22 protein-coding genes are annotated in these 20,305 nt (G+C 65.9%); 5 read left to right on the forward strand and 17 right to left on the reverse strand.

Features of this window, described 5'->3' with window-relative positions; translation table 11 throughout:
* From AC4BDD_RS09545 to AC4BDD_RS09555, 3 genes are read right to left on the reverse strand one after another with little or no spacing between them, the layout of a single operon-like run.
* On the reverse strand, window positions 1-552 hold the full coding sequence (locus tag AC4BDD_RS09545; RefSeq protein ID WP_490690552.1) for a hypothetical protein: 552 nt from the start codon (window positions 550-552) through the stop codon (window positions 1-3).
* Between the two features lies 1 nt (window position 553).
* Window positions 554-2,434, reverse strand: a complete 1,881-nt coding sequence (locus AC4BDD_RS09550) for an alpha/beta hydrolase (RefSeq protein ID WP_490690553.1) — start codon at window positions 2,432-2,434, stop codon at window positions 554-556.
* Between the two features lie 9 nt (window positions 2,435-2,443).
* Window positions 2,444-2,935, reverse strand: a complete 492-nt coding sequence (locus tag AC4BDD_RS09555; protein WP_490690554.1) for a hypothetical protein — start codon at window positions 2,933-2,935, stop codon at window positions 2,444-2,446.
* A gap of 207 nt (window positions 2,936-3,142) precedes the next feature.
* On the opposite strand from AC4BDD_RS09555, the gene AC4BDD_RS09560 reads away from it, so the two are divergent.
* Window positions 3,143-4,504, forward strand: a complete 1,362-nt coding sequence (locus AC4BDD_RS09560; protein ID WP_490690555.1) for a hypothetical protein — start codon at window positions 3,143-3,145, stop codon at window positions 4,502-4,504.
* A gap of 23 nt (window positions 4,505-4,527) precedes the next feature.
* Here AC4BDD_RS09560 and AC4BDD_RS09565 read toward each other — a convergent pair whose 3' ends face one another.
* Both AC4BDD_RS09565 and AC4BDD_RS09570 read right to left on the reverse strand, forming a co-directional pair.
* The gene (locus AC4BDD_RS09565; protein WP_490690556.1) at window positions 4,528-4,944 is read right to left on the reverse strand and encodes a DUF7848 domain-containing protein; all 417 of its coding nucleotides are present in this window, start codon (window positions 4,942-4,944) and stop codon (window positions 4,528-4,530) included.
* Window positions 4,941-5,129, reverse strand: coding sequence for a hypothetical protein (locus tag AC4BDD_RS09570; RefSeq protein WP_490690557.1), 189 nt, complete (start codon window positions 5,127-5,129; stop codon window positions 4,941-4,943). Before AC4BDD_RS09570 ends, AC4BDD_RS09565 begins: the two co-directional genes overlap by 4 nt.
* Window positions 5,130-5,338: 209 nt before the next feature.
* Between AC4BDD_RS09570 and AC4BDD_RS09575 the strand changes: the two genes are divergently transcribed.
* Window positions 5,339-6,169, forward strand: coding sequence for a helix-turn-helix domain-containing protein (locus AC4BDD_RS09575; protein WP_490690558.1), 831 nt, complete (start codon window positions 5,339-5,341; stop codon window positions 6,167-6,169).
* Window positions 6,166-6,396: a DUF397 domain-containing protein gene (locus AC4BDD_RS09580; protein ID WP_490690559.1), complete on the forward strand. Its 231-nt coding sequence runs from the start codon at window positions 6,166-6,168 to the stop codon at window positions 6,394-6,396. Before AC4BDD_RS09575 ends, AC4BDD_RS09580 begins: the two co-directional genes overlap by 4 nt.
* Before the next feature lie 29 nt (window positions 6,397-6,425).
* On the opposite strand, the gene AC4BDD_RS09585 is transcribed toward AC4BDD_RS09580, so the two are convergent.
* From AC4BDD_RS09585 to AC4BDD_RS09630, 10 genes are all read right to left on the reverse strand, one after another.
* The gene (locus AC4BDD_RS09585; RefSeq protein ID WP_490690560.1) at window positions 6,426-6,905 is read right to left on the reverse strand and encodes a hypothetical protein; all 480 of its coding nucleotides are present in this window, start codon (window positions 6,903-6,905) and stop codon (window positions 6,426-6,428) included.
* An 85-nt stretch (window positions 6,906-6,990) separates the two neighbouring features.
* Window positions 6,991-8,820 (reverse strand): alpha/beta hydrolase, encoded by a 1,830-nt coding sequence (locus AC4BDD_RS09590; RefSeq protein ID WP_490690561.1) that lies wholly within the window; start codon window positions 8,818-8,820, stop codon window positions 6,991-6,993.
* Window positions 8,821-8,828: 8 nt separating this feature from the next.
* Entirely contained in the window at window positions 8,829-9,323 is a 495-nt protein-coding gene (locus AC4BDD_RS09595) for a hypothetical protein (protein WP_490690562.1), read from the reverse strand.
* A 343-nt stretch (window positions 9,324-9,666) separates the two neighbouring features.
* Window positions 9,667-10,791 (reverse strand): ABC transporter ATP-binding protein, encoded by a 1,125-nt coding sequence (locus AC4BDD_RS09600; protein ID WP_490690563.1) that lies wholly within the window; start codon window positions 10,789-10,791, stop codon window positions 9,667-9,669.
* Window positions 10,781-11,836 (reverse strand): ABC transporter ATP-binding protein, encoded by a 1,056-nt coding sequence (locus AC4BDD_RS09605; RefSeq protein ID WP_490690564.1) that lies wholly within the window; start codon window positions 11,834-11,836, stop codon window positions 10,781-10,783. The genes AC4BDD_RS09600 and AC4BDD_RS09605 overlap by 11 nt, the downstream gene beginning before the upstream one ends.
* A 10-nt stretch (window positions 11,837-11,846) precedes the next feature.
* Window positions 11,847-12,827 carry an ABC transporter permease gene (locus AC4BDD_RS09610; RefSeq protein ID WP_490690565.1) on the reverse strand — a complete coding sequence of 327 codons (981 nt, stop codon included), beginning with the start codon at window positions 12,825-12,827 and terminating at the stop codon, window positions 11,847-11,849.
* Complete coding sequence (locus AC4BDD_RS09615; RefSeq protein WP_490690566.1) at window positions 12,820-13,743, reverse strand: ABC transporter permease; 924 nt, start codon at window positions 13,741-13,743, stop codon at window positions 12,820-12,822. The genes AC4BDD_RS09610 and AC4BDD_RS09615 overlap by 8 nt, the downstream gene beginning before the upstream one ends.
* A gap of 4 nt (window positions 13,744-13,747) precedes the next feature.
* Window positions 13,748-15,373 carry a peptide ABC transporter substrate-binding protein gene (locus AC4BDD_RS09620; RefSeq protein WP_490690567.1) on the reverse strand — a complete coding sequence of 542 codons (1,626 nt, stop codon included), beginning with the start codon at window positions 15,371-15,373 and terminating at the stop codon, window positions 13,748-13,750.
* Between the two features lie 153 nt (window positions 15,374-15,526).
* Window positions 15,527-15,928 carry a PIN domain-containing protein gene (locus AC4BDD_RS09625; protein WP_490690568.1) on the reverse strand — a complete coding sequence of 134 codons (402 nt, stop codon included), beginning with the start codon at window positions 15,926-15,928 and terminating at the stop codon, window positions 15,527-15,529.
* A gap of 28 nt (window positions 15,929-15,956) precedes the next feature.
* Window positions 15,957-16,235, reverse strand: coding sequence for a hypothetical protein (locus AC4BDD_RS09630; protein WP_490690569.1), 279 nt, complete (start codon window positions 16,233-16,235; stop codon window positions 15,957-15,959).
* Between the two features lie 181 nt (window positions 16,236-16,416).
* On the opposite strand from AC4BDD_RS09630, the gene AC4BDD_RS09635 reads away from it, so the two are divergent.
* The gene (locus AC4BDD_RS09635; protein WP_490690570.1) at window positions 16,417-18,456 is read left to right on the forward strand and encodes an RNase A-like domain-containing protein; all 2,040 of its coding nucleotides are present in this window, start codon (window positions 16,417-16,419) and stop codon (window positions 18,454-18,456) included.
* 146 nt (window positions 18,457-18,602) lie between these two features.
* On the forward strand, window positions 18,603-18,836 hold the full coding sequence (locus AC4BDD_RS09640; protein WP_490690571.1) for a hypothetical protein: 234 nt from the start codon (window positions 18,603-18,605) through the stop codon (window positions 18,834-18,836).
* 41 nt (window positions 18,837-18,877) lie between these two features.
* On the opposite strand, the gene AC4BDD_RS09645 is transcribed toward AC4BDD_RS09640, so the two are convergent.
* Window positions 18,878-19,342 (reverse strand): cupin domain-containing protein, encoded by a 465-nt coding sequence (locus tag AC4BDD_RS09645; RefSeq protein WP_490690572.1) that lies wholly within the window; start codon window positions 19,340-19,342, stop codon window positions 18,878-18,880.
* Window positions 19,343-19,459: 117 nt separating this feature from the next.
* Entirely contained in the window at window positions 19,460-20,197 is a 738-nt protein-coding gene (locus AC4BDD_RS09650; RefSeq protein WP_490690573.1) for a hypothetical protein, read from the reverse strand.
* Window positions 20,198-20,305: the final 108 nt, after the last annotated feature.

The following is a 20,305-nucleotide window of genomic DNA, read 5'->3' on the forward strand; positions in this document are numbered from 1 at the left end:
TCAGTAGTAGCCGTTAGGGTCGACACCTTTAGGTGAACGGTAGGTGGGAGATCCGACGGAGAAATGGATCATATCCTCTTTGGATGCGTACGGGGCTTGATTCTTTCTGGTGCTCCTGATCAAGAGCTCCACAGACAGCGAGTACTCGTCCTTTTCATGAACAGCTTCCATTTCCAACTGTCGGGCCTCTGAATTTGCGTGACCGAAATGAGTGACACGCCAGCCCTTCTTCGGAAGCTCCTCACGCAAGCGCTCGAATCCGTGAGTCAGCTCGTCCGGAGAGAGATTCGTGATAGACCAGAAGTGCTGGACGCCGTACTCCCCGTTGCCGTCGTCGGAGGCCGCGACCCCGGGACCAGCCCCCAACACCTTTCCCCGGAGGTGAGTCATGTCGAGGAGGCTACTAGATATCCTGCTGGCGAGTTTCTTGGCTGCCGCCGGGTGAACTTCTTTCGGCGCGCCATCTGAATCATGCATAAAACCGCATCCCGTAGTACACAGGAAGACCATCGCAGCAGCGAGGGCCAGCCCGAGCCATCGATTCTTCTTCATTTCACTCACCCCAGTGCCCTGGTTCACGCCAGCTGCCCCCGGAATCCTTGAGTTTCACCTCACCATATAGCCCGGTGATGACCCTGGCTTGATTCAAGAGACTGAGACTCGGCTTGCCCTTGTCGTCATCGTAATCCCAGTAGCCACTATGCCCCTCAGTATCGGTAGCCATCTGATTAGCCCCGAAGGCATCATCGCTTGGGATAATTCCGGCATCAAGCGATCTCTTCCAATTCGTCCCACCATGGAAGACGCCGCCCAATTCTGGGACCTTGTCCCCGTCGGCTTCCTCATTCCAAACGTGGCCCTTGGCAACATCCAAATCTACGGCGTTGGCTACTTGGACGCCAGGACTACCCGCGAAGACGATGTCATCGACGTTGAGGTCGTGCTGGCGAGCTGCGGAACCAATGAGGGTACTACCATAGGAATGACCAACCGAGGTGATATGACTGTCGGCTCCCGATAGGTTTGCAGCATTAAGACCGTCAATGAATTTATTGTAGGCAGCCGCACCGTCATCCGCATAGCTGCTGCGAGAGGCATCCCATACGAGGTCCTGCGGCGCATCATAACCAAGCCAGGTAATGGTGGAGACCTTCTGACTGGTCAGCGAATCGGACGCCTTCCACAAATTCACGCCGCGATTGATATCGCCCTCAATTTTGTCCAGTCGGGCCGTGGTGCCAGGGTCATACACCGCAACGTGTTCCGCAGTGTCAGGGTTTCCGTTGGCAATAATCGCGCGCCCATTACCCTCGTGACTGAAGTCCAGCAGATACGCCTCCGGCAGGCCATCCTCGCCGACCCTTTCGAAGCGGGCAAAAATGGCATCCATTCCCTTTATCTGGTTAGTAAAAACCGATCTTTTCTTGTCCCACTCGTTCCAGCTTGTTGTATCCGTCCATCCCACCGGAAGCCCTGTCTCGTCATTATAGCGATACCCCTTTTTCGTGGGTTCAGGATTCTCTAGATAAAACTCATGTAGCTTTTGAGAAACATCTGCATGAGCCTCAGCCAGGACGGTGCGGTTCGCCTGGTCGCGAATATCCACAGGAAGCCCCTCCAGGGCACCCACACTGGCGGGATACAGCGAGACGACAGAGTCTTTTTCCTCCTCGGAAAGCCCCTTCCACCACTGGGCGTTCGCTACCGGATCGCTGTCCTCGGATGGGATCTTGACGCCAGTCAGCGACTCCTTCGCGGCCTCGCGAACGCCGCCCATGTCCCGCTTGGCGTCGAGCCAATCGCCATCGGAGACGGTCAGGTCGTCGTCGGCCTTCAGCTGCCGAAGCTTCGGGGCCCACTTCTCATCGATCTCTGTCGCGTCCGCGACGGCTTGGGCAATGCGGTTGGCGCAATTCACCGCTGCCGCATGGTTCGGGTTGGGGTGGCGGGCATTCTCCGCTTCTTCCACACCGTTCACATCGCGGAACAACTCGTCCGGTGTGCTTGACTCGATATCCAGGGGGCGTCCGGTCACCGTGCCGCCTGCGGGTGTCTTACCGTCGACCTTGTCACCAGCTGCCGGGTAACTGACTGACCCGTCTGAGTGCACCGTGAATTTCCAGATCTCCTCGGCGTCCTCAACCGCCGCGTCGAGTCTCTTCTTCACTGTCCGGAGCTCGGCGGCCAAAGCGTTGAGAGACGTTCTCAGCAGGCCGCACTCAACTTCGGCGTAGTGAAAATTCTTTGCTAGCTCAAATAGCTGCTTCACCGCCTGGTCCAGAGCCTCGCCCTTGAGCTCGCGGCGCATGTAGATGACGATCTGGCGCTCCAGGCTGTCTTTAGCGCTGCTCGCTGTCGCGCCCGCCGTCCGGTAGCCGTCGGCCGCAGTCTCGAACTCGGCAAGGTCTAGGGCCTTCAGAGTGGCGAAGTCCATGATGCCGGATCAGCCCTTTCCCTTGCCGTCGCGGCCTGGGGTCTCCCCGTAGCCGTCATTGAGCATTCCGAATTCGAACGCGATCTCTCGGTCGCTCCCGGCGAATTCAGATCCGGCCTTCCCCATCTGCGCCTCAAGAACCTCGCACCTGACGGCCACATCCTTCAGATAACGCTTCCAGGTGCTGTAGACCTCCCGCTGAGCCGCCAGGCTCTGCACACCCGTTGCGGCGAGGTTGGGGGAAAGCACGGGGATCGCCGCCAGAGGGTCGAATCCGCTGTCGCCCCCCTGCCCCTGCTCCATGCTCTTCAGCGCCGCCCGTACCGCCCCTCCGATTGCCCCAACGCTGGTCCCGGCCGTGGTCCAGGCGAGCTTGCGCGACTTGACCCCACCCGAGTCGCCGCCGCCGTCCTTGCCCTCCGCGCTCGCGAGTCTCATGCCCGAGTCCCCGGATACCTCCGCCTTGATCCCCGCCCACTCCTGCTCGAAAGCCGTCGTCACGCCCCACCCCTGCGCTCTTTCATGATCACGAACTACAAGCCGCGATCCTATGAGGCAGCTCAGCCGGCGGTCATGAGTACCGCTACTCAACTGGTGTACCGCAGAGCCCAGCTGTGCGGCCACGAACCCGCTGCTCAGAGCTGCCGAGCGGGTGGTTAGGATCGACGCCCTGTTGGCGGAGCACGGTCAAAAAACGGGGTGAATGGGTTGCGCAGGGCGATACGGGCAGCGGGAGCGGCGGCGGCATTGGTGCTGCTCGCCTCCGGCTGCGGCGGCTCGGACGACAAGGGCGCGCAGCAGGGCGATGCCGCTCCCGCCCCCACGACCTCCACGACCGCGGCCCCGGCCACACCGGCGGATGTCGTCGAGGGGCTGAACAAGGCGCTCGTCGAGCAGGACGAGCAGGCCTTCCTGGCCGCGTTCTCGGATCAGACACGCCCCACCGCCCAGCAGTGGTGGAAGAACCTCGACGGCCTGGGCATGGACCTGGGCGGCGTCGAGGTGCGCGAGGGCGAGGATCTGCAGTACGCGAGCAGCGGCGTCACCAAGGCGTCCGGGGTCATCGCGGTCGGCGTGCACACCGCGTACGACGCCGACGATGACGACGACGATCCGATGCTCAACGAGGGCCGGTACACCGTCACCGTCGAAGGCGGCAAGATCACGGCCTGGAAGCCGTACAAGATCGTCGCGCCCTGGGACGAGGGCCCGCTGTACATCAAGAGGTCGGGGCATGTCGCCCTCGCGGCACCGGCCGCCGACAAGGCGTACGTCGACCGGTACTTCGACGAGGCGAGCGAGGCCGCCGCCTGGAACATCGAGAAGATGAAGGAGTTCGCGCCCCACTCCCTCTATCAGAAGGGGTTCGTCGCCTTCGTCGCCAAGGACCAGAAGACGACCAACCGCTGGTTCCGGACGGGCGAGAACACCCACGGCGGCAGCTGGGCGGACACCCAGGCGGGCGGCTACAACTTCGACCAGTGGGCGACCGAGCCGACCAAGACGTACGGCAAGGAAATCGGCGGAGGGTCGATCGCCGGCTCGCGGATCGTCGTCCGGGTCACCGGGACCGATGTCCAGATGGAGCGCACCTTCGTCCACGAGTTCGCGCACGGCCTGATGAGCCCCTTCGGCTACCAGGAGGAGGAGCGCCGCCAGGACGCCTGGGTCATCGAGGGCTTCGCCCGCTGGTTCGAGACGGTCTGGGCCGCCCGCCCGGACAGCGGTGGCACGGGCAAGTACGCCGACACCGACACCGGAAAGTGGATCCGCGATGCGGTGAGCTCCGGCGCCTTCACCGGCAATCCGCCCACCGACGCGCAGATCTACGAGTCCTCCGCGACCTCGGCCGCCCGCGGGTACGCGCTCAGCTCCAGCGTCTACGCCTACATCAACGAGGAGTACGGCGGCTCCGCGGCCATCGAGTCCTGCACGATGTCGTACTACCTGGGCTACAGCCCGTTCCACCACATCGTGAAGAAGTCCCGCCCGGGGAAGGACCCGATCCTCTACCCCGAGTCGCAGATCAAGCGCGAATGGCAGGCGTGGGTGCGGAACAACTACAGCTGACCGCCGGTTTGCCCGGCCGGTGATCAGCCTCCGACGAGCAGCACCCCGGCGACGAACCCGCAGGCCGCAGACATGACGACGATGAAGACCAGCCCGGCTATGCGGCCCACCATGGCCGCGCCACGTCTCACCAGGCCGTTCACGGCGGGCCGGGCTGGCGGCCGCTCGTCACCGACCGGGGCCCTCGGTGGCCCGGCGACCGGTTCGCCCGGTCTCGGGTCCACGCGCCAGTGCCGCTGCGTCGTCATCAGGAACTGCCGGTGCGTCGCGTCCGCCCGCGTATGGCCGATGGCCCACGCCCCGACCGGGCGCGGGTCGTCGTCCATCCAGCACTCCTCCGGGCAGGTCAGGCATTCCGCGCCATAGATCGCCTCGGGCGCGCCTTCACTGGTCTCCGGCGCCAGGATCCACTCCGCGCCCTTGATGACGTGGTGGTTCACGACGGGTGCTCCAGCAGTTCCGTCTCCGACATCAGCGACTGCCGTTCCGTACCGTCGTCCAGCCGCGCCCACAGAAACGCACGCTCGGCCTCGACCCCCGCCCAGCCGCTGCCGATCTGGACGACAACCCCCTCGAACGGTTCCGGCCGCTCCCAACGGAACCGGTCCGGGGCCACGTACGACATGCCGCGAACGCGGTCACCGATCTGGAACGGGGAGCGCCGGGGTTCATTCCGCGACTCCAACGGGGCCTCCTACCTGGTGCACTGGGTGTAGTCAATTCGTCACCAGGACAACCCAACTCGGCGTACGGTGGGACCGCTTAAACGGCTGCGAGCAAACCGCATAGCCGTCGTTGATGCTGGCCGGGACCAGACGACCGGAGGTCACAGCGTTGGACGAGACCAGCCCTACCCAGCACTTGAACCCCCTCCAACGCTTCGGGCGTGACGTCAAGCAGGTGCGCCTCGCCCGCAAGCTCACGCAGAAGCACTTAGGCAGAGCAACGGGCTACTCCGAGGCGTACGTCAGCCGGGCAGAAGCCGGAAAGCTGCCTTCCAAGCCGAGTGAGAAGTTCGCCAAGGGCTGCGACAAGGTCTTCGGCACCGGTGAGTTATTCGCAGGGTTGCTGAGAAGGATCGACGACGGCGACCATCCCTCGTGGTTCGCTCCGTACCTCGACCTGGAGCGCAAGGCGTGGCGCATCCTGGACTACTCGGCAGACGTCGTGATGGGTCTTCTCCAGACAGAGGGCTATGCGCGGGCCATCTTCCGCGTGTCGAACCCCAGGGCCAGCTCAGAGGCGATCGAGGGCAGGGTAGCCGCGCGCCTGCGGCGCCGTGAGGTGTTCGAGCGAGACACTCCGCCGCTCCTGTGGGCCATCCTCCACGAGGCATGTCTCCAAACCGTCGTGGGTGGCGCTGAGGTCATGGCCGGGCAGCTTGGCCATCTACTGAAGTCAGCCGCGTCACCGCACATCGAGCTTCAGGTGATGCCCTTCTCAGCCGGTGCTCCGACCCCACACATGAAGCCCTTCACTGTGCTGCGCTTCACGGACTCCCCTGCGGTGCTGTACACGGAGACCCGGGTAGGGGGAAGGATGCACGACCTCGCCGAGACGGTCGCCGCTGCTGAGGATGACTACGATCTGCTCAGAGCGCACGCATTGTCCCCGGCTGAGTCAGTGGCCCTGATCAAGACTCTGCTCAAGGAGTACCGCGCATGAGTGCCGACATAGATCTCACCGCCGCCGAGTGGGAGTGGGTCAAGTCGTCGTACAGCGACGGCAGCGGCGGCCAGTGCGTCGAGTTCTCCCGCGACCTCACCCGCGCCCAAGGCGTCGTCCCCGTCCGCGACAGCAAGGACCCCGACGGCCCCGCGCTCATATTCTCCGCCGACGGCTGGACCTCGTTCGTCTCCGCCATCAAGCGCGGCGAGTTCCCCAGCGCCTGAGCCGCCCACCACGCGCCACTCACGATGAATCAGTAGTCATTCGGGTCCACACCTTTGGGTGACCGATAGGTGGGGGACCCGACGGCGAAGTAGATCATATCCACCTTGGAAGCATTGGGGGCCTGATTCTTGCTGGCACTGTTGATCAACAGCTCAGCCAACAGCGAATAGCCGTCCTTCTCATGAACAGCCTCAATTTGCAATTGCCGGTCCAAGGAATGGGCGTGACCGTAACGAGTGATGCGCCAACCCTTCTTTGAAAGTTCGCTGTGCAGGCGCTCGAAGCCTCGCGTCAGCTCATCCCGAGATGGGCCAGCGATAGACCAGAAATGCTGAATGGTGTAACGCCCCCCATCGCGGCCGGACGTCTCCGCCCCGGGGCCTCCCGGCGACACCTTCCCCCGGAGGTGGGTGATGTCAAGGAGGCCACTTGAGAGTCTGCTAGCCAGCTCCTCCGCCTTCTCCGGGTGAACTTCCCTCGGCGAGCTGTCATCATTCGAATTACCCATTGAGCTGCATCCCGTAGCACATAGAAGGATTGCCGCAATAGCAATACCCAGGCAATGCCTTGGCATTCTCAGATTTTCATTCATGCTACTCTAGCGCCACTTTCCCATAATGCCCCGTGATGACCTGTGCCTGATTCAGGATGCTGAGACTCGGCTTCTTCTGATCGTGGTCATAATTCCAGTAGCCGCCGTGTCCATCGGTGTCGGTGGCCATCCGATTTGCTCCGAATATTTCATCGCTCGGCACTAGAAGGGTGCCGCCGCCCATCTTCCATTGACTGCCTCCATGAAACGGTCGGCCCAAATTTGGAACCGGGTCGCCGTCAGCGTACTCAGACCAAACGTGTCCCTTAGGTACGTCCAGGTCCTCAGCTCTCCCCAGGTCGACGCCAGGGCTTCCTGCGAGAACCGCGTCGTCCGCGTTGAGGTCACCGTGGCTGGCCGCATGTCCGATAAGCAAGGTGCCATAGGAGTGAGCAACCGCCGTAATATGACTGTCGGACCCTGACTTGTTCGTAGCATTGAGGCCATCGATGAACTTGTTGAACGCGGGCGCACCGTCGTCCGCAAACTTATCGCGCGTCGCATCTGTCAAAAGATCCTGGGGCGCATCGTAGCCAAGCCACGTAATGGTCGAAACCTTCTGCCCACCCGCGAGGGGATCTGACGCCTGCCATAGGTTCACCCCGCGGTTAATTTGCCCATTGATGTCGGCGAGCTTCGCTCCAGTGCCAGGGACGTATACTGCGGTGTGATCGGCGGTGTCAGGGTTTCCATTGGCGATAATGGCGCGCCCTCTGCCCTCTGAGCTGAAGCCCAGCAGGTACGCTTCCGGCAAGCCATCTTCGCCGCTTCGATTGAAACGATTCTGGATCGCTTCCATGCCTTTTATTCGACCTTCAAGTTGCGTGCGCTTCTCCTCCCATTCGTCCCAGTCGCTACTGGATACAATGATGCCGTCTTTGAAATTCTTGTATTTTGGTCGACCGTCCTTCGGTTCGCTCTCCTTGTGCTCGGCCAGAGCAATTTGCGTCTCGGCGTAGTCTTCTTGCAGCACCACCCGGTTCGCGGAGTCGCGGACTTCGGCGGGAAGCCCGTCCAGCGCGCCTACACTGGCGGGGTACAGAGAGACAAGAGCCTCCTGCTCCTCCTTGGAGCGATCTTTCCACCAAGCGGCGTTCGACGCTGGATCGCTGTCCTTGGACGGGATCTTGACGTCCGTCAGATAACCCTTCGCGGCCTTGCGAACACCGCCCATGTCCTGCTTCGCATCGGCCCAGTCGGCGTCCGAGACGGTCAGGTCATCGTCGGCCTTCAGCTGCCGCAGCTTAGGGGCCCACCTCTCATCGATCTCCGTCGCGTCCGCGACGGCTTGGGCAATACTGTTGGCGCACCTCACCGCTGCCGCGTAGTTCGGGTTGGGGTGACGGGAATTCTCCAGTTCTTCCACACCGTTCACGTCACGGAACAACTCGTCGGGTGTGGCGGAATCGATATCCATGGCTCGTCCGGTTACCGTGCCGCCTGCGGGCGTCTTGCCATCGGTCTCCTCGCCGGCCGCCGGGTAAGTTACCGAGCCGTCCGGGTTGACCTTGAACTTCCAGATCTCCTCGGCGTCCTCAAGCGCCGCGTCGAGCCGCTTCTTCACCGCCCGGAACTCGGCGGTCAGAGCGTTGAGAGACGTACTCACCAGGCCGCACTCGACCTCGATGTAGTGGAAGTTCTGCGACAGCTCAGAAAGCTGTGTCAACGCCTCATCCCGAGCCTCGCCCTTGAGCTCGCGTCGCATGTAGGCGGTGATCTGCCGCTCCAGGCTTTCCTTGGCGCCATTCGCTACGGAGCTGGCCTTACGGTAGCCGTCGGCCGCGGTCTCGAAGTCAGCCGGCTTGAGTGCCTTCAACGTGCTGAAGTCCATTGTTCAGATCACCCCTTGCCCTTGCCGCCGATGTCAGGGGTGTCCGTGTAACCGTCGTTGAGCTTCTCGAATTGATAGGCAAGGGTCCCGTCGCCCCTGGCAAATTCGGATCCGGCTATCCCCATCAGGTCCACCAGTGATTCACATCTGAGGGCCACATCACGCAGATAGGGCTGCCAGGTGCCGTAGACCTCTTGCTGGGCCGCAACACACTGCACACCACCTGCGGCGAGGGCAGGATTGATCACCGGGATGAACGTCAGGGGATCAGAACCGGCACCGCCCTTCTGCCCCTCCTCCAGACTCTTCAGTGCCCCCCGGACCGCTCCGCCGAGGGCTCCGACCATGACTCCGGCCGTAATCCATGCGTTCTTGCTGGCCTTCAGCCCGCCTCCGGGGGAACCATCGTCGCCCTCCTTGTCCGCACTCGCGAGCCGCATGCTCACGTCGTCGGACGTCCCCGCCTTGAGCTGCGCCCACTCCTGATCGAAGGCCGTCGCCATTGTCCCCGCCCCGCGTCCTTACGTGATCAACGAACTGCAAGGGGCGATCCTATGCAGAGAAGCAGTCGGTGATCATGAGTACCCCTACTCAGACGGGTCGTTGGGCCGTCGCCATCGAGCTCATGTGCGGCCCTGGTCCGGCGCCATAGCCTGGTGCCATGCAGCCAGAGCGCCCCACGTTCCCCGCTACTCTCCCGCGGCATCCGCAGCGAGCTCATGAGGCGGAGCCCAGCAGCGGTCGGCCTGTCCTCAAGTCGGTCATGGCGGTGGTCATCATCGGGATCGCCATGGGCCTCTGCTACGCCGCCTACCTCATCCTGACCGCGCCTTGGGGGATTTACCTCTAAGCACCCTCGGGACCGGGCTCCGGCTCCTGACCAGAATCCGGCTCCTCCGGTTCCGGTGGTACCACCCGGATCTCCTCCGCGAAGTGGCAGGCCGAGTCGTGGACCGCCGGGCCCTCGGTGTGGCGGAATTCGGCGGGGACGGCTAGGAGGGGGACTTCCAGGGCGCAGCGTTCCTGGGCCTTCCAGCAGCGGGTGCGGAAGCGGCAGCCGGAGGGTGGGTTGGCGGGGCTGGGGACGTCGCCGTAGAGGAGGATGCGCTCGCGGCGGTGCCGGGCGGCCGGGTCGGGGACGGGGACGGCGGAGAGCAGGGCCTGGGTGTACGGGTGGGTGGGGTGCTCGTAGATCTGCGTGTCGGTGCCGACCTCGGCGAAGCGGCCCAGGTACATGACGGCGACGCGGTCGGAGATGTGGCGGACCACGGACAGGTCGTGGGCGATGAAGATGTAGGAGAGGTCGAACTCGGCCTGGAGCCGCTCCATGAGGTTGATGACCTGGGCCTGGACGGAGACGTCGAGGGCGGAGACGGGCTCGTCGGCGACGATGATCTCGGGGCGTAGGGCCAGCCCGCGGGCGATGCCGATGCGCTGGCGCTGGCCGCCGGAGAACTGGTGCGGGTAGCGGTTGATGTATTCGGGGTTGAGGCCGACGACGTCGAGGAGTTCCTGCACCTTGCGGCGGCGGTCGCCTTTGGGGGCGACCTCGGGGTGGATCTCGAAGGGCTCGCCGATGATGTCGCCGACCGTCATGCGGGGGTTGAGCGAGGTGTAGGGGTCCTGGAAGACCATCTGGATGTTGCGGCGTACGGCCTTCAGCGCGCGGCCGGAGAGTTTGGTGATGTCCTCGCCCTTGAAGCGGACGGTGCCGGAGGTGGGCTGCTCCAGGTGGACCAGGAGTTTGGCGACGGTGGACTTGCCGCAGCCGGACTCGCCGACGATGCCGAGGGTCTCCCCGCGGGCGAGGGAGAAGGAGACGGTGTCGACGGCGCGCACCGCGCCGATCTGCCGCTTGAAGACGATGCCCTGGGTGAGCGGGTAGAGCTTGGCGAGGTCGCGGACCTCGAGGATCGGCTCGGCTCCGGTGGCGGGCGCGGACGGAGCGGGCGCGGGGGGCTCAACGGGCATGGAGTTCGTCCTCCCAGAAGTGGCAGGCGCTGGTCCGGCCCGGCAGTTCGGTGCCGTCCTCCTCGGTCACCGGGTAGAGCGGGGGCCGGTCGCTGCGGCAGATGTCCTGGGCGCGCGGGCAGCGGGGGTTGAAGGGGCAGCCCGGCGGGATCGCGGTGAGGTTGGGCGGCAGGCCCTTGATCGCGTACAGCTCCTGGCCCTTGAGGTCGACCCGGGGGATGGAGTCGAGCAGGCCGCGGGTGTAGGGGTGCGCGGGGCGCCTGTAGAGCTCGTGGACGGGGGCGGTCTCCATGATCCGGCCGGCGTACATGACCGCGATCTTGTCCGCGACGTCGGCGACCACGCCGAGGTCGTGGGTGATGAGGATCAGGCCCATGTTGTACTCACGCTGGAGCTCCGCGAGCAGGTCCATGACCTGGGCCTGGACGGTGACGTCCAGCGCGGTGGTCGGCTCGTCGGCGATGATCAGGTCCGGCTCCAGCGCCATCGCCATGGCGATCATGATGCGCTGACGCATACCGCCGGAGAACTGGTGCGGGTAGTCGCCGACCCGCTCGCGCGCGGCGGGGATGCGGACCCGGTCCATCAGCTCGATGGCTTTGGCCTTGGCGTCCTTGCGGGACATGCCCCGGTGCACCTGGAACATCTCGCCGAGCTGGGCGCCGACCGTCATCACGGGGTTGAGGGACGACAGGGCGTCCTGGAAGATCATCGCCATCCGGGCGCCGCGCACCTTGCGGCGCTCCTCGGCGCCGGCCTTGAGCAGGTCCCGCCCCCGGAAGAGGATCTCGCCGCCGGTGACGAAGCCCGGCGGTGAGTCGAGGATGCCCATCACGGCCTGCGCGGTGACCGATTTGCCGGACCCGGACTCGCCGAGGACGGCGAGTGTCTCGCCCGCGTCGACGCTGTAGGTCACGCCGTTGACGGCCTTGGCCACACCGTCCCGGGTGCGGAACTCCACCCGCAGCTCCCGCAGCTGGAGCAGGGGCGCCGCCTCGTCGGGCGACACCGGGACGGGGCCCGGGCCCTCTTTCGCGATGGTCATCGACGGCTCCTCAGCGCAGCTTGGGGTCGAGGGCGTCGCGCACCGCGTCGCCGAGCATGATGAACGCCAGCACCGTGACGCTCAGCGCGCCGGCCGGCCACAGCAGCATGTGGGGGGCGTTGCGGATGTGCGTGGAGGCGGACGAGATGTCGATGCCCCAGGAGACGGTGGGCGGTTTCAGGCCGACGCCGAGGAAGGACAAGGTGGCCTCCAGCGCGATGTACGTGCCCAGGGCGATGGTGGCGACGACGATGACCGGGGCCACCGCGTTGGGCGCGATGTGCCGCAGCAGCAGCCGGCTGTTGCCGGCGCCGAGTGCCCGGGCGGCCTGCACGTAGTCGTTCTGCTTGGCGGTGACGACCGATCCGCGGGCGATGCGGGAGATCTGCGGCCAGCCCAGCAGCACGATGAAGCCGACTACCGGCCAGATGGAGCCGCTGGTGACCACGGACAGGAAGACCAGGCCGCCGAGGACGATCGGGATGCCGAAGAAGACGTCCGCGACCCGGGAGAGCAGCGCGTCCCCCCAACTGCCGAAGAATCCCGCGAGTCCGCCGAGCACACTGCCGAGCAGGGCCGCGCCGGCGGTGGCGCAGATGCCGACCTCGATGGAGGCGCGGGCCCCGTAGACCACCCGGGTGTAGACGTCGCAGCCCTGGGTGTCGAAGCCGAAGGGGTGGCCGGCCTGGGAGCCCTGCTGTGCCTTGGCCAGATCGCAGCTGAGCGGGTCCCGGCTGGTGATCGACTCCGGCCAGATCGCGATCACGATCAGGAAGATGATGACCAGCCCGGAGATGACGAAGATCGGGTTGCGGATGAGGTCGTGCCAGGCGTCCGACCACAGGCTGCGGGCCTTGACGGCCGGTTCGGGTCCCTGCTCGTGCCCGGGGCCGCGCTCCAGTGTCTCGGCCTCTCCGGTGGCCAGGTCCATGGCGCCTCCCCCGCCGGTGGGCGCGATGGCCTCCTTGGGGTCGTAGGGGTGTTCAGGCATAGCGGATCCTCGGGTCGAGCACGGCGTAGAGCAGGTCGACGAGCAGGTTCGCCAGCAGGAACACGATCACCAGGATCGTCACGAAGCCGACCACGGTGGGCGAGTTCTGCCGCAGGATGCCCTGGTAGAGCTGGTAGCCGACGCCGTGGATGTTGAAGATCCGCTCGGTGACGATGGCGCCGCCCATCAGTCCGCCGATGTCGGTGCCGATGAAGGTGACCACCGGGATGAGGGAGTTGCGCAGCAGGTGCCGGCTGATGATCCGGTGGCGCGGCAGTCCCTTGGCCACGGCGGTGCGCAGGTAGTCGGCGCGGGCGTTCTCCGCGATCGAGGTGCGGGTGAGCCGGGTGGCGTACGCCAGTGAGGTCAGGGCGAGTACGGCGCCGGGCAGCATCAGCTCGTCGAAGGTGGCGTCGGGAGAGACGGTGGGGCTGACCCACTCCCATTTCACCCCGAGCAGGTATTGCAGGACGTAGCCGCTGACGAAGGTCGGGATGGAGACGACGACCAGGGTGAGCAGCAGGACGGAGGTGTCCAGGGCGCGGCCGCGCCGCAGGCCGCTGAGGACGCCGAGGGTGATGCCCACGACGATCTCGAAGAAGATCGCGACCATGGTGAGCCGGAGGGTCACGGGGAAGGAGACGCGCATCAGCTCGGTCACCTGGTCGCCGTTGAAGGCGGTGCCGAAGTCGCCCTGGAAGATCTGCCCCATGTAGTGCAGGTACTGCTTCCACAGGGGCTCGTCGAGGTAGAGATCCTCGCGGATCTGGGCTGCCGTGGCCGGGTCGGGGGCACGGTCGCCGAAGAGGGCGGCGACCGGGTCCCCCAGCGCGTACACCATGAAGAAGATGAGGAACGTGCTGCCGATGAAGACCGGGACCATCTGGAGCAGCCGCCGGATGACGTAGCGGCCCATGCGGTCAGCTGACCTTGATCTTGTCGTAGACGGGGACGCTGAAGGGGTTCAGGGCCACGTCACTGAGCCGGTCGGAATAGCCCGCGCTGCCGTTCTGGTACCAGAGCGGGATGGCGGGCATCTGGTCGGCGAGCACACCCTCCGCGTCCTGGAAGGTGGAGACGGCGGCGCCGGTGTCGGACTCGGCGTTGGCCTTGTCGACCAGGTCGTCGAACTTCTTGTCGCTCCAGTGGCCGTCGTTGGAGGAGGCGTTGGTGTAGTAGAGCGGCTGGAGGAAGTTCTGGATGAGCGGGTAGTCCATCTGCCAGCCGGCGCGGAAGGGGCCCTTCATCTGCTGGTCGCTGATCTGGTTGCGGTAGTCCGCGAAGGTGCCGACCGGGTTGCCGACGCACGCCCGGCTGTTGCCCAGCGCGTTGTTGATGCTGTTGCAGACGGCGTCGACCCATTCCCGGTGGGAGCCGGTGTCCGCGTTGTAGGTGATGGTCATCTTGCCGCCGGGCAGCCCGCCGGCCTGCTGGATCAGCTTCTTGGCGTCCGCCGGCTTGTACTGGCAGGCGTCCCCGCACAGTCCGGCCTTGTAGCCGCCGTCCGCGCCGAGGACCGGGGAGGTCCAGTCGGTGGCGGGGGTGCGGGTGGAGCGGAAGATCGTCTTGGTGATCTGCGCGCGGTTGATCGCCATCGAGATGCCGCGCCGCAGCTTGTCGGAGTCCGGGCCGCTCCACCGCTTGTCGTAGAAGGGGAAGGCGAGGGTCTGGATGATGCCGGCGGGCTGGTTGATGTAGCGGTCGCCCAGGTCCCCTTGGACGTTGGTCAGCTGGGAGGCGGGGATGTCGTCGACCAGATCGAGGTTGCCCGCCTGGAGGTCGGTGTAGGCGGTGTTGCTGTCCGTGTAGACGCGCAGGTCGACACCGTTGTTCTCGGCTTTGTCGGGGCCCTGGTACCCGTTCCACCTGCGGAGTTTCATGACCGAGCCCTTGGCGTACGACTCCACGAGGTACGGGCCGTTGCCGACGGGCTTCTTCACCCAGGCGGCGTGGTCGGTGAAGAACGCCTGGGGCAGCGGTGCGAAGGCGTTGTAGCCGAGCGTCTCGGGCCAGGTGGAGAACTTCTGCTTGAGCTTGACGGTGAAGGTCCGGTCGTCCTTGACCTGCAGCCCGCTGAGGGTCTTGGCGGTCGGCTTGCCCTGGGTCGGGTGGACCTTGTCGTAGCCCTCGATGTACTCGAAGAAGTAGGCGTTCTTCTGCCGGTTGTCGAGCAGCGCGCCGTAGTTCCAGGCGTCGACGAAGGACTTCGCGGTCACCTTCTCGCCGTTGCTGAAGGTCCATCCCGGCTTGAGGGTGACGGTGTAGTTCTGCTGATCGGTGCTCTCGATCTTCTCGGCGACCATGTCCTTGGCCTCGCCGGTCTTGGGGTCGTACCGCTTGAGCCCCCGGAAGACCATGTCGAGGACCTTGCCACCCTGGACCTCATTGGTGTTCGCGGGCTCCAGGGGGTTCTGCGGGTCCCCCCAGGAGGACCGGACCACCCCGTCGCCGCCACCCCCGCCGTCGCCCCCACCCCCGCAGGCCGTGGCCACGGCGGCGACCATGACGGCGCACGCGGCCCACTGGGTACGCCTGGCTCCGCGCATGAGGTGCCTCCTCAGGGTCCAAGATCAGCACTAGGGACCCATATCACCCCAAAGGGATATGAAATGCACCTTTCGCGTCCGCGTGGCCCAGGATCGGACTGCGGAATGCGCTCGTCTTGCGTATTGCTTAAGCAATGCATATCGGGGCCGGGCTCAGACCGTCTGCAGGGTGACCGGTTTCCCCGGAACCCCCAGACAGCCGAGCAGGTGCCCGATGTCCTCCGGGTCCGAGGTCAGCACGGCCGCACCCAACCGGGCGGCCAGCACCGCCACGGCCCCGTCGACGGGATCCGAAGTGCCGGACTTCCCCAGGAGCTCACCCACTTCGCGAGCGGTCGAGTTGTCCATGGCCGGGACATCGCACCCCTTCAGCAACTGGCCGAGTCGGGCTTGGCGGGCGCCGTCCCGCCACACCTGAGCGACGACCGGGGCAGGCACCTGCGGTACGCCACCCGCCATGAGGTAGGCCCGGTGTGCCCGCCAGACCCGAGCCTGGGATCGTTCGGCGGCGATCAGCATGCCCGCGTCATAGACGACGGGACGCAGAGCGGTCATCGGAATCTCCCCCTCCCAAGCCCCACTCTCAGGCCACCCGATGGTCGGCCGCATCAGGGCCGTCATGCCCGACCGGCCTGGTCACCGTGTCCATGAACTGATCCACCCAGCCCTGCTCGTCAGGCGTGGGCGGCTCGATCTCCGCCAGCACCTCCTCCGCGGCGGCCAGCCCCGCCTCGATCTTGGCCGCCCGCTCGGCCGCCCGCGACAGCCAGGCCGAGACACTCAGCCCCTCCCGCTCGGCCGCCTCCCTGGCGGCACTCAGCGTCTCGCTCGGAATCGTGATCGTCACGCGCTCGAGGCTCATACTCTGAATCATACTGAGCCTCGGCGGCCCGGGCCGGGGAATCTCGACGCCGTTCACCCGACCGAGGCCACGCCGCTTCGCCCCCTGTCAGCAGGGACAAGCGGGGCTCAAGAGTCTCTTGTGAACGACCCACCTCCCCTTTAGCGTCGTGACTTTGGGCCGTCGGCCATGGGGGTTGGGCGTGGCGTTGTTGATGGTGGCCGCGACCGTGTACGGCGTGGTGCAGCTGCTGGCGCTGTCCGCACCGACGCGTTCGGTGCGGATCTCCACGGTGCTGCTGGCGATCGGGGTGGGCGTCTACGGGTGCGGCATCGCCGCCGCGCTGCTGGAGTACGCCTACACGCGCTCGGTCGCCGACCAGCCCAGCGGCGGGGCGCTGCTCAACGCCGTGCGGACGGCGAGTTACACCGCCGACCCGGTCATCGAGGAGCTCGTCAAGATCACCCCGCTGCTGCTGGCGGCGTGGAACGTCAAGATCCGCCGCCAGTGGGGGCTCACCGACTACGTGGTGACCGGCGGGGCGATCGGCGCGGGCTTCGGGCTGCTGGAGGCGGTCGCCCGCTACGGGCTGGACGCGGACCGGGCCATGGCACACCGCTCCGGCGGCTGGATCATCCCCGACAGCCTCTACCCGCCCTATGTCCCCGGCCCCGACCAGGTCTTCTCCGCCTGGTTCCCCGCTCCGGTGAGCACCCTGGAGCTGGGCGGAGCCCACCCGGCCGCGGCCACCAGCCCCCACCTCGTCTACACCGCCGCCGCGGCGCTGGGCGTCGGCATCCTCTTCCGTACCCGCGGCTGGCTACGCGCCCTGGGCCTGCTGCCCATCGCCGCCGCCTGCACCCACCACATCCTCGCCAACTACGCCGTCCTGCACCCCAGGGACCGGGAGACGAAATCGCTGGTCGAGGACGTCGACGGCATCCTGTGGGCGGTACCGCTGGTGTGCCTGGCCGTCGCGATCACCGCCGACCTGTGGCAGCTGCGCCGGGCCAAACGCACCATCCCCGGTGTCCTGCTCTCCGCCGAGCGGGCCGGACACACCGGGCTCGCCGCGCTCGCGGGCTACGCGCTGTGGCGGCTGCCGTGGTCCACCCTGATCGCCCTCCGCTTCGCCCGGATGCGTCGCGCTCTCCTCTACGCCGCGGCCCGCCCCCACCACCCCGGCGTCGAGACGCTCCACCGCACCGTCGCCTGGACCGTCACCCAGATCGACGCCTCCGACCACCAGCACGCCTGGCGAGGGATCGGCCTGCGGACCGTGCGGCAAGCCGCCCGCGCGATGCGGGATCCGCGCCGGGCGTGGTTCGTCCTGGTCTCCCTGACGCTGTCACTCCCCGCCCTGGTCTTCCTCGGCGCCGGCTCCTTCCCCGCCGCCGCGGAGATCCGGGACCGCTTCACCACCGGCGACGGCCCGGCCGTCCTCATGGGCTTCGGCGTCGCCGGACTGGCCTGGATCGCCTGGCAGCTCACGACGCTGCTGCGCACCTGGCAGGCGACCAGCACGCTGGCCTTCGCCGACCTGCACGCCATCATCCGCTTCCGGATATGGACCGCCATCGGCGGACTGGCCACGGGTGTGGTGCTGCTGCTGCGCATGCAGCAGCAGGGGCTGGGGCCCAGCGACAAGCTGTTCCGCAACTTCCACCTGCTGGACGCGCTCAACAACTTCCTGGCGTATCTCGGCTTCGCCCTCATCCTGCTCTCCCTGCTCGCTCTCTTCCCACCCGGCGGCGCCCTCGCCCTCGCCGGCACCGGCGCGGCGGCAGGCACCATCACCGCCGAAGCGGCCCTCCACGCCGCGGCCCTCGGCACGCTCGGCGTCGTGCTGATGACCGCAGGCGGCAATGCAGGCTCAGGCGACGCCTCGTCTCGCGAGGGGAAGGAACAATCTTCGGACTCCCCGGGGGAGGAAAAGCCGGAGCTCAAGTTCGAACCGTCGCCCAAGCACGGTCAGACACAAAGAGGAAATGCCGCCCCCGAACCGGCAAATCCACAGAGCACTCTGGATGATTCGATCCCATTCAATCCCAATACCACGCGCCGAGTCGGAGTGGACTACGAGGCGGGAGAGTTCGCTGTATTCGACGAAACACACAACGGCACGGGCATATATCATGGACACGTGCGAAAATGGGACGAGTTGAGCCAACAGATGCAGAGCGCACTACGAAAATCAGGTCTTGTGACCTCCAAAGGAAAGATCAAGCCCCCGAGCCGGTGAGCCGACACCTGTCATCCTGTTGATCTGATAGCGAGGTCCCACCCATGCAATACCAATCTCCTCGACCGCTCTCTGTGGCAGAGGCTGAAGACGCCTTTCGTTCCGGGCAAGAAGAAAGAATTACGGAGTCCCTGATATCGGCTGCCTTGTACATCACCGACAGGCACTGGGTGGAGCACTGGCTCATCTACTTCGCTTCCCACCCGGCGCCTGACGTGAGACGTGCGGCCGCCCTATCGCTGGGTCACCTTGCCCGGCTGCATCGCGAAGTCAACCCGCAGGCGGTAGCTGCTGTGAGGAACCTGCTGGAGGACAGGCTGCTCTCCGGTGCCGCAGCTGACGCGCTCGAGGATGTCGAAATATTCACCGGCAGGACCTGACTCGCCTGCGCCCCCAGGGGGCGGCAGTGTTCCACGCTCAGCTATCCCTCGTACGAGGTGGTGTGGAAGCGACCGCGGAACTCGGCCAGCAGCTCGTCGGTGACTTCCGCTCCGGCCGCGACGGCCGCGTGCACCTCGCGGAAGTAGCCCTCGTATCCGGCAGGGGTGTAGAGGCACAGCGCGCGGACGGGCTCGGTGCCCGCGTTGCGGAATCCGTGCGGCGTTCCGCGCACCGCCGCCAGCAGGTCCCCCGGCCCCGCCACGACCTCGCCGTCCCCGTTGTGCAGGGTCAGCTCGCCCTCCAGGACGTAGAAGTACTCGTCGTGCTGATGGTGCACGTGCGGCCGGGCGCCGATGATGCCCGGTTCCAGGGTGAACTCCTCGAAGGCGAAGCGGCCTTCGGTGTGCTCGGCGGTCAGCCGGAAGAAGTGGGCGACTCCGGCGACGTCTATCAACTCACCGTCCTCGGAGCGGCGCAGCACGGCGCGGGGCGGTTGCTCACTCATTTTTGGGTCCCTTTCAGAGCAGCGGATACAGGATGCGGCTGCGGCGACGAAGCCCGGCTCCGCCGTATCCGGCTTCCTCGGCGCGGGGCTCTTCGCCGAACCGGCGTCGGCGGGGCGTCAGGAGCCGATGACTTCCTTGCGGAACTCGTCCATCGGCATGGTGTCGGTCGGCACCTTGACGGTGACCTTCTTGCCGAAGGAGTCGTAGGTGGTGGTGCTGGTGCGGCCGTCGCGGGTGGATCGCTGCTGGAGGAGGTGTGGCGCGCCGTTCTCGATGAGGTAGAGGTCCTCCGCGCCGGCCTCCGACACCGACAGGGCCGTGGTGTCCTTGCCGGCCACCTTGCGCGGCTCCTCGGTGGTCGCCAGCTTGGCCGTCTCCGCTATCTGGTAGAACACGTCGCAGCCCTGGCCGGTATCGCTGGTCACCCAGACATCGGCCAGTCGGTCCGGCACGGTGATCACGATGCCGCCCTGCTGGTTGACGGTGTCGGCCACCATCGCGGCGCTCATGTAGCTCGTGCCGTTCTTGCAGTAGATGTCGCCGGAGGACTTCTTGCCGGTCATCTTGATGCGCATGCCGTGCTTGGGGTCCGACCACATCTCCTGCTTGCCGCCACCCAGGGCGGTGGTCGTTCCGGAGGCGTGGAACGAGGTGCTCGCCATGGCCTTGTTGACGGCCTTGATCCGCTGGGTCAGCGGGCTGTCCGTCTCCTCGGGGGTGGATGGGGTGTGGGAGGAGGTCGCCTCGGGGTTCGGGTCGTCAGCGGAGTCGGAATCGTTTCCGCAGGCGGTCGCGGAGACCGCGAGGACCGAGGTGAGCAGGAGCGAGGAGAGAGTAAGTCCCTTACGGCGCATGGGACCACGTTAATGATCCACCGCTGACACGCGCCGCGTCTCGGGCGATCTTGTTCCCGTCTTGGCACAGACGTTCCCCTGTTGATGCGGAAGTGGCCGGTGGTACGG

The sequence above is a fragment of the Streptomyces sp. JLBT605 genome (assembly GCF_058215555.1).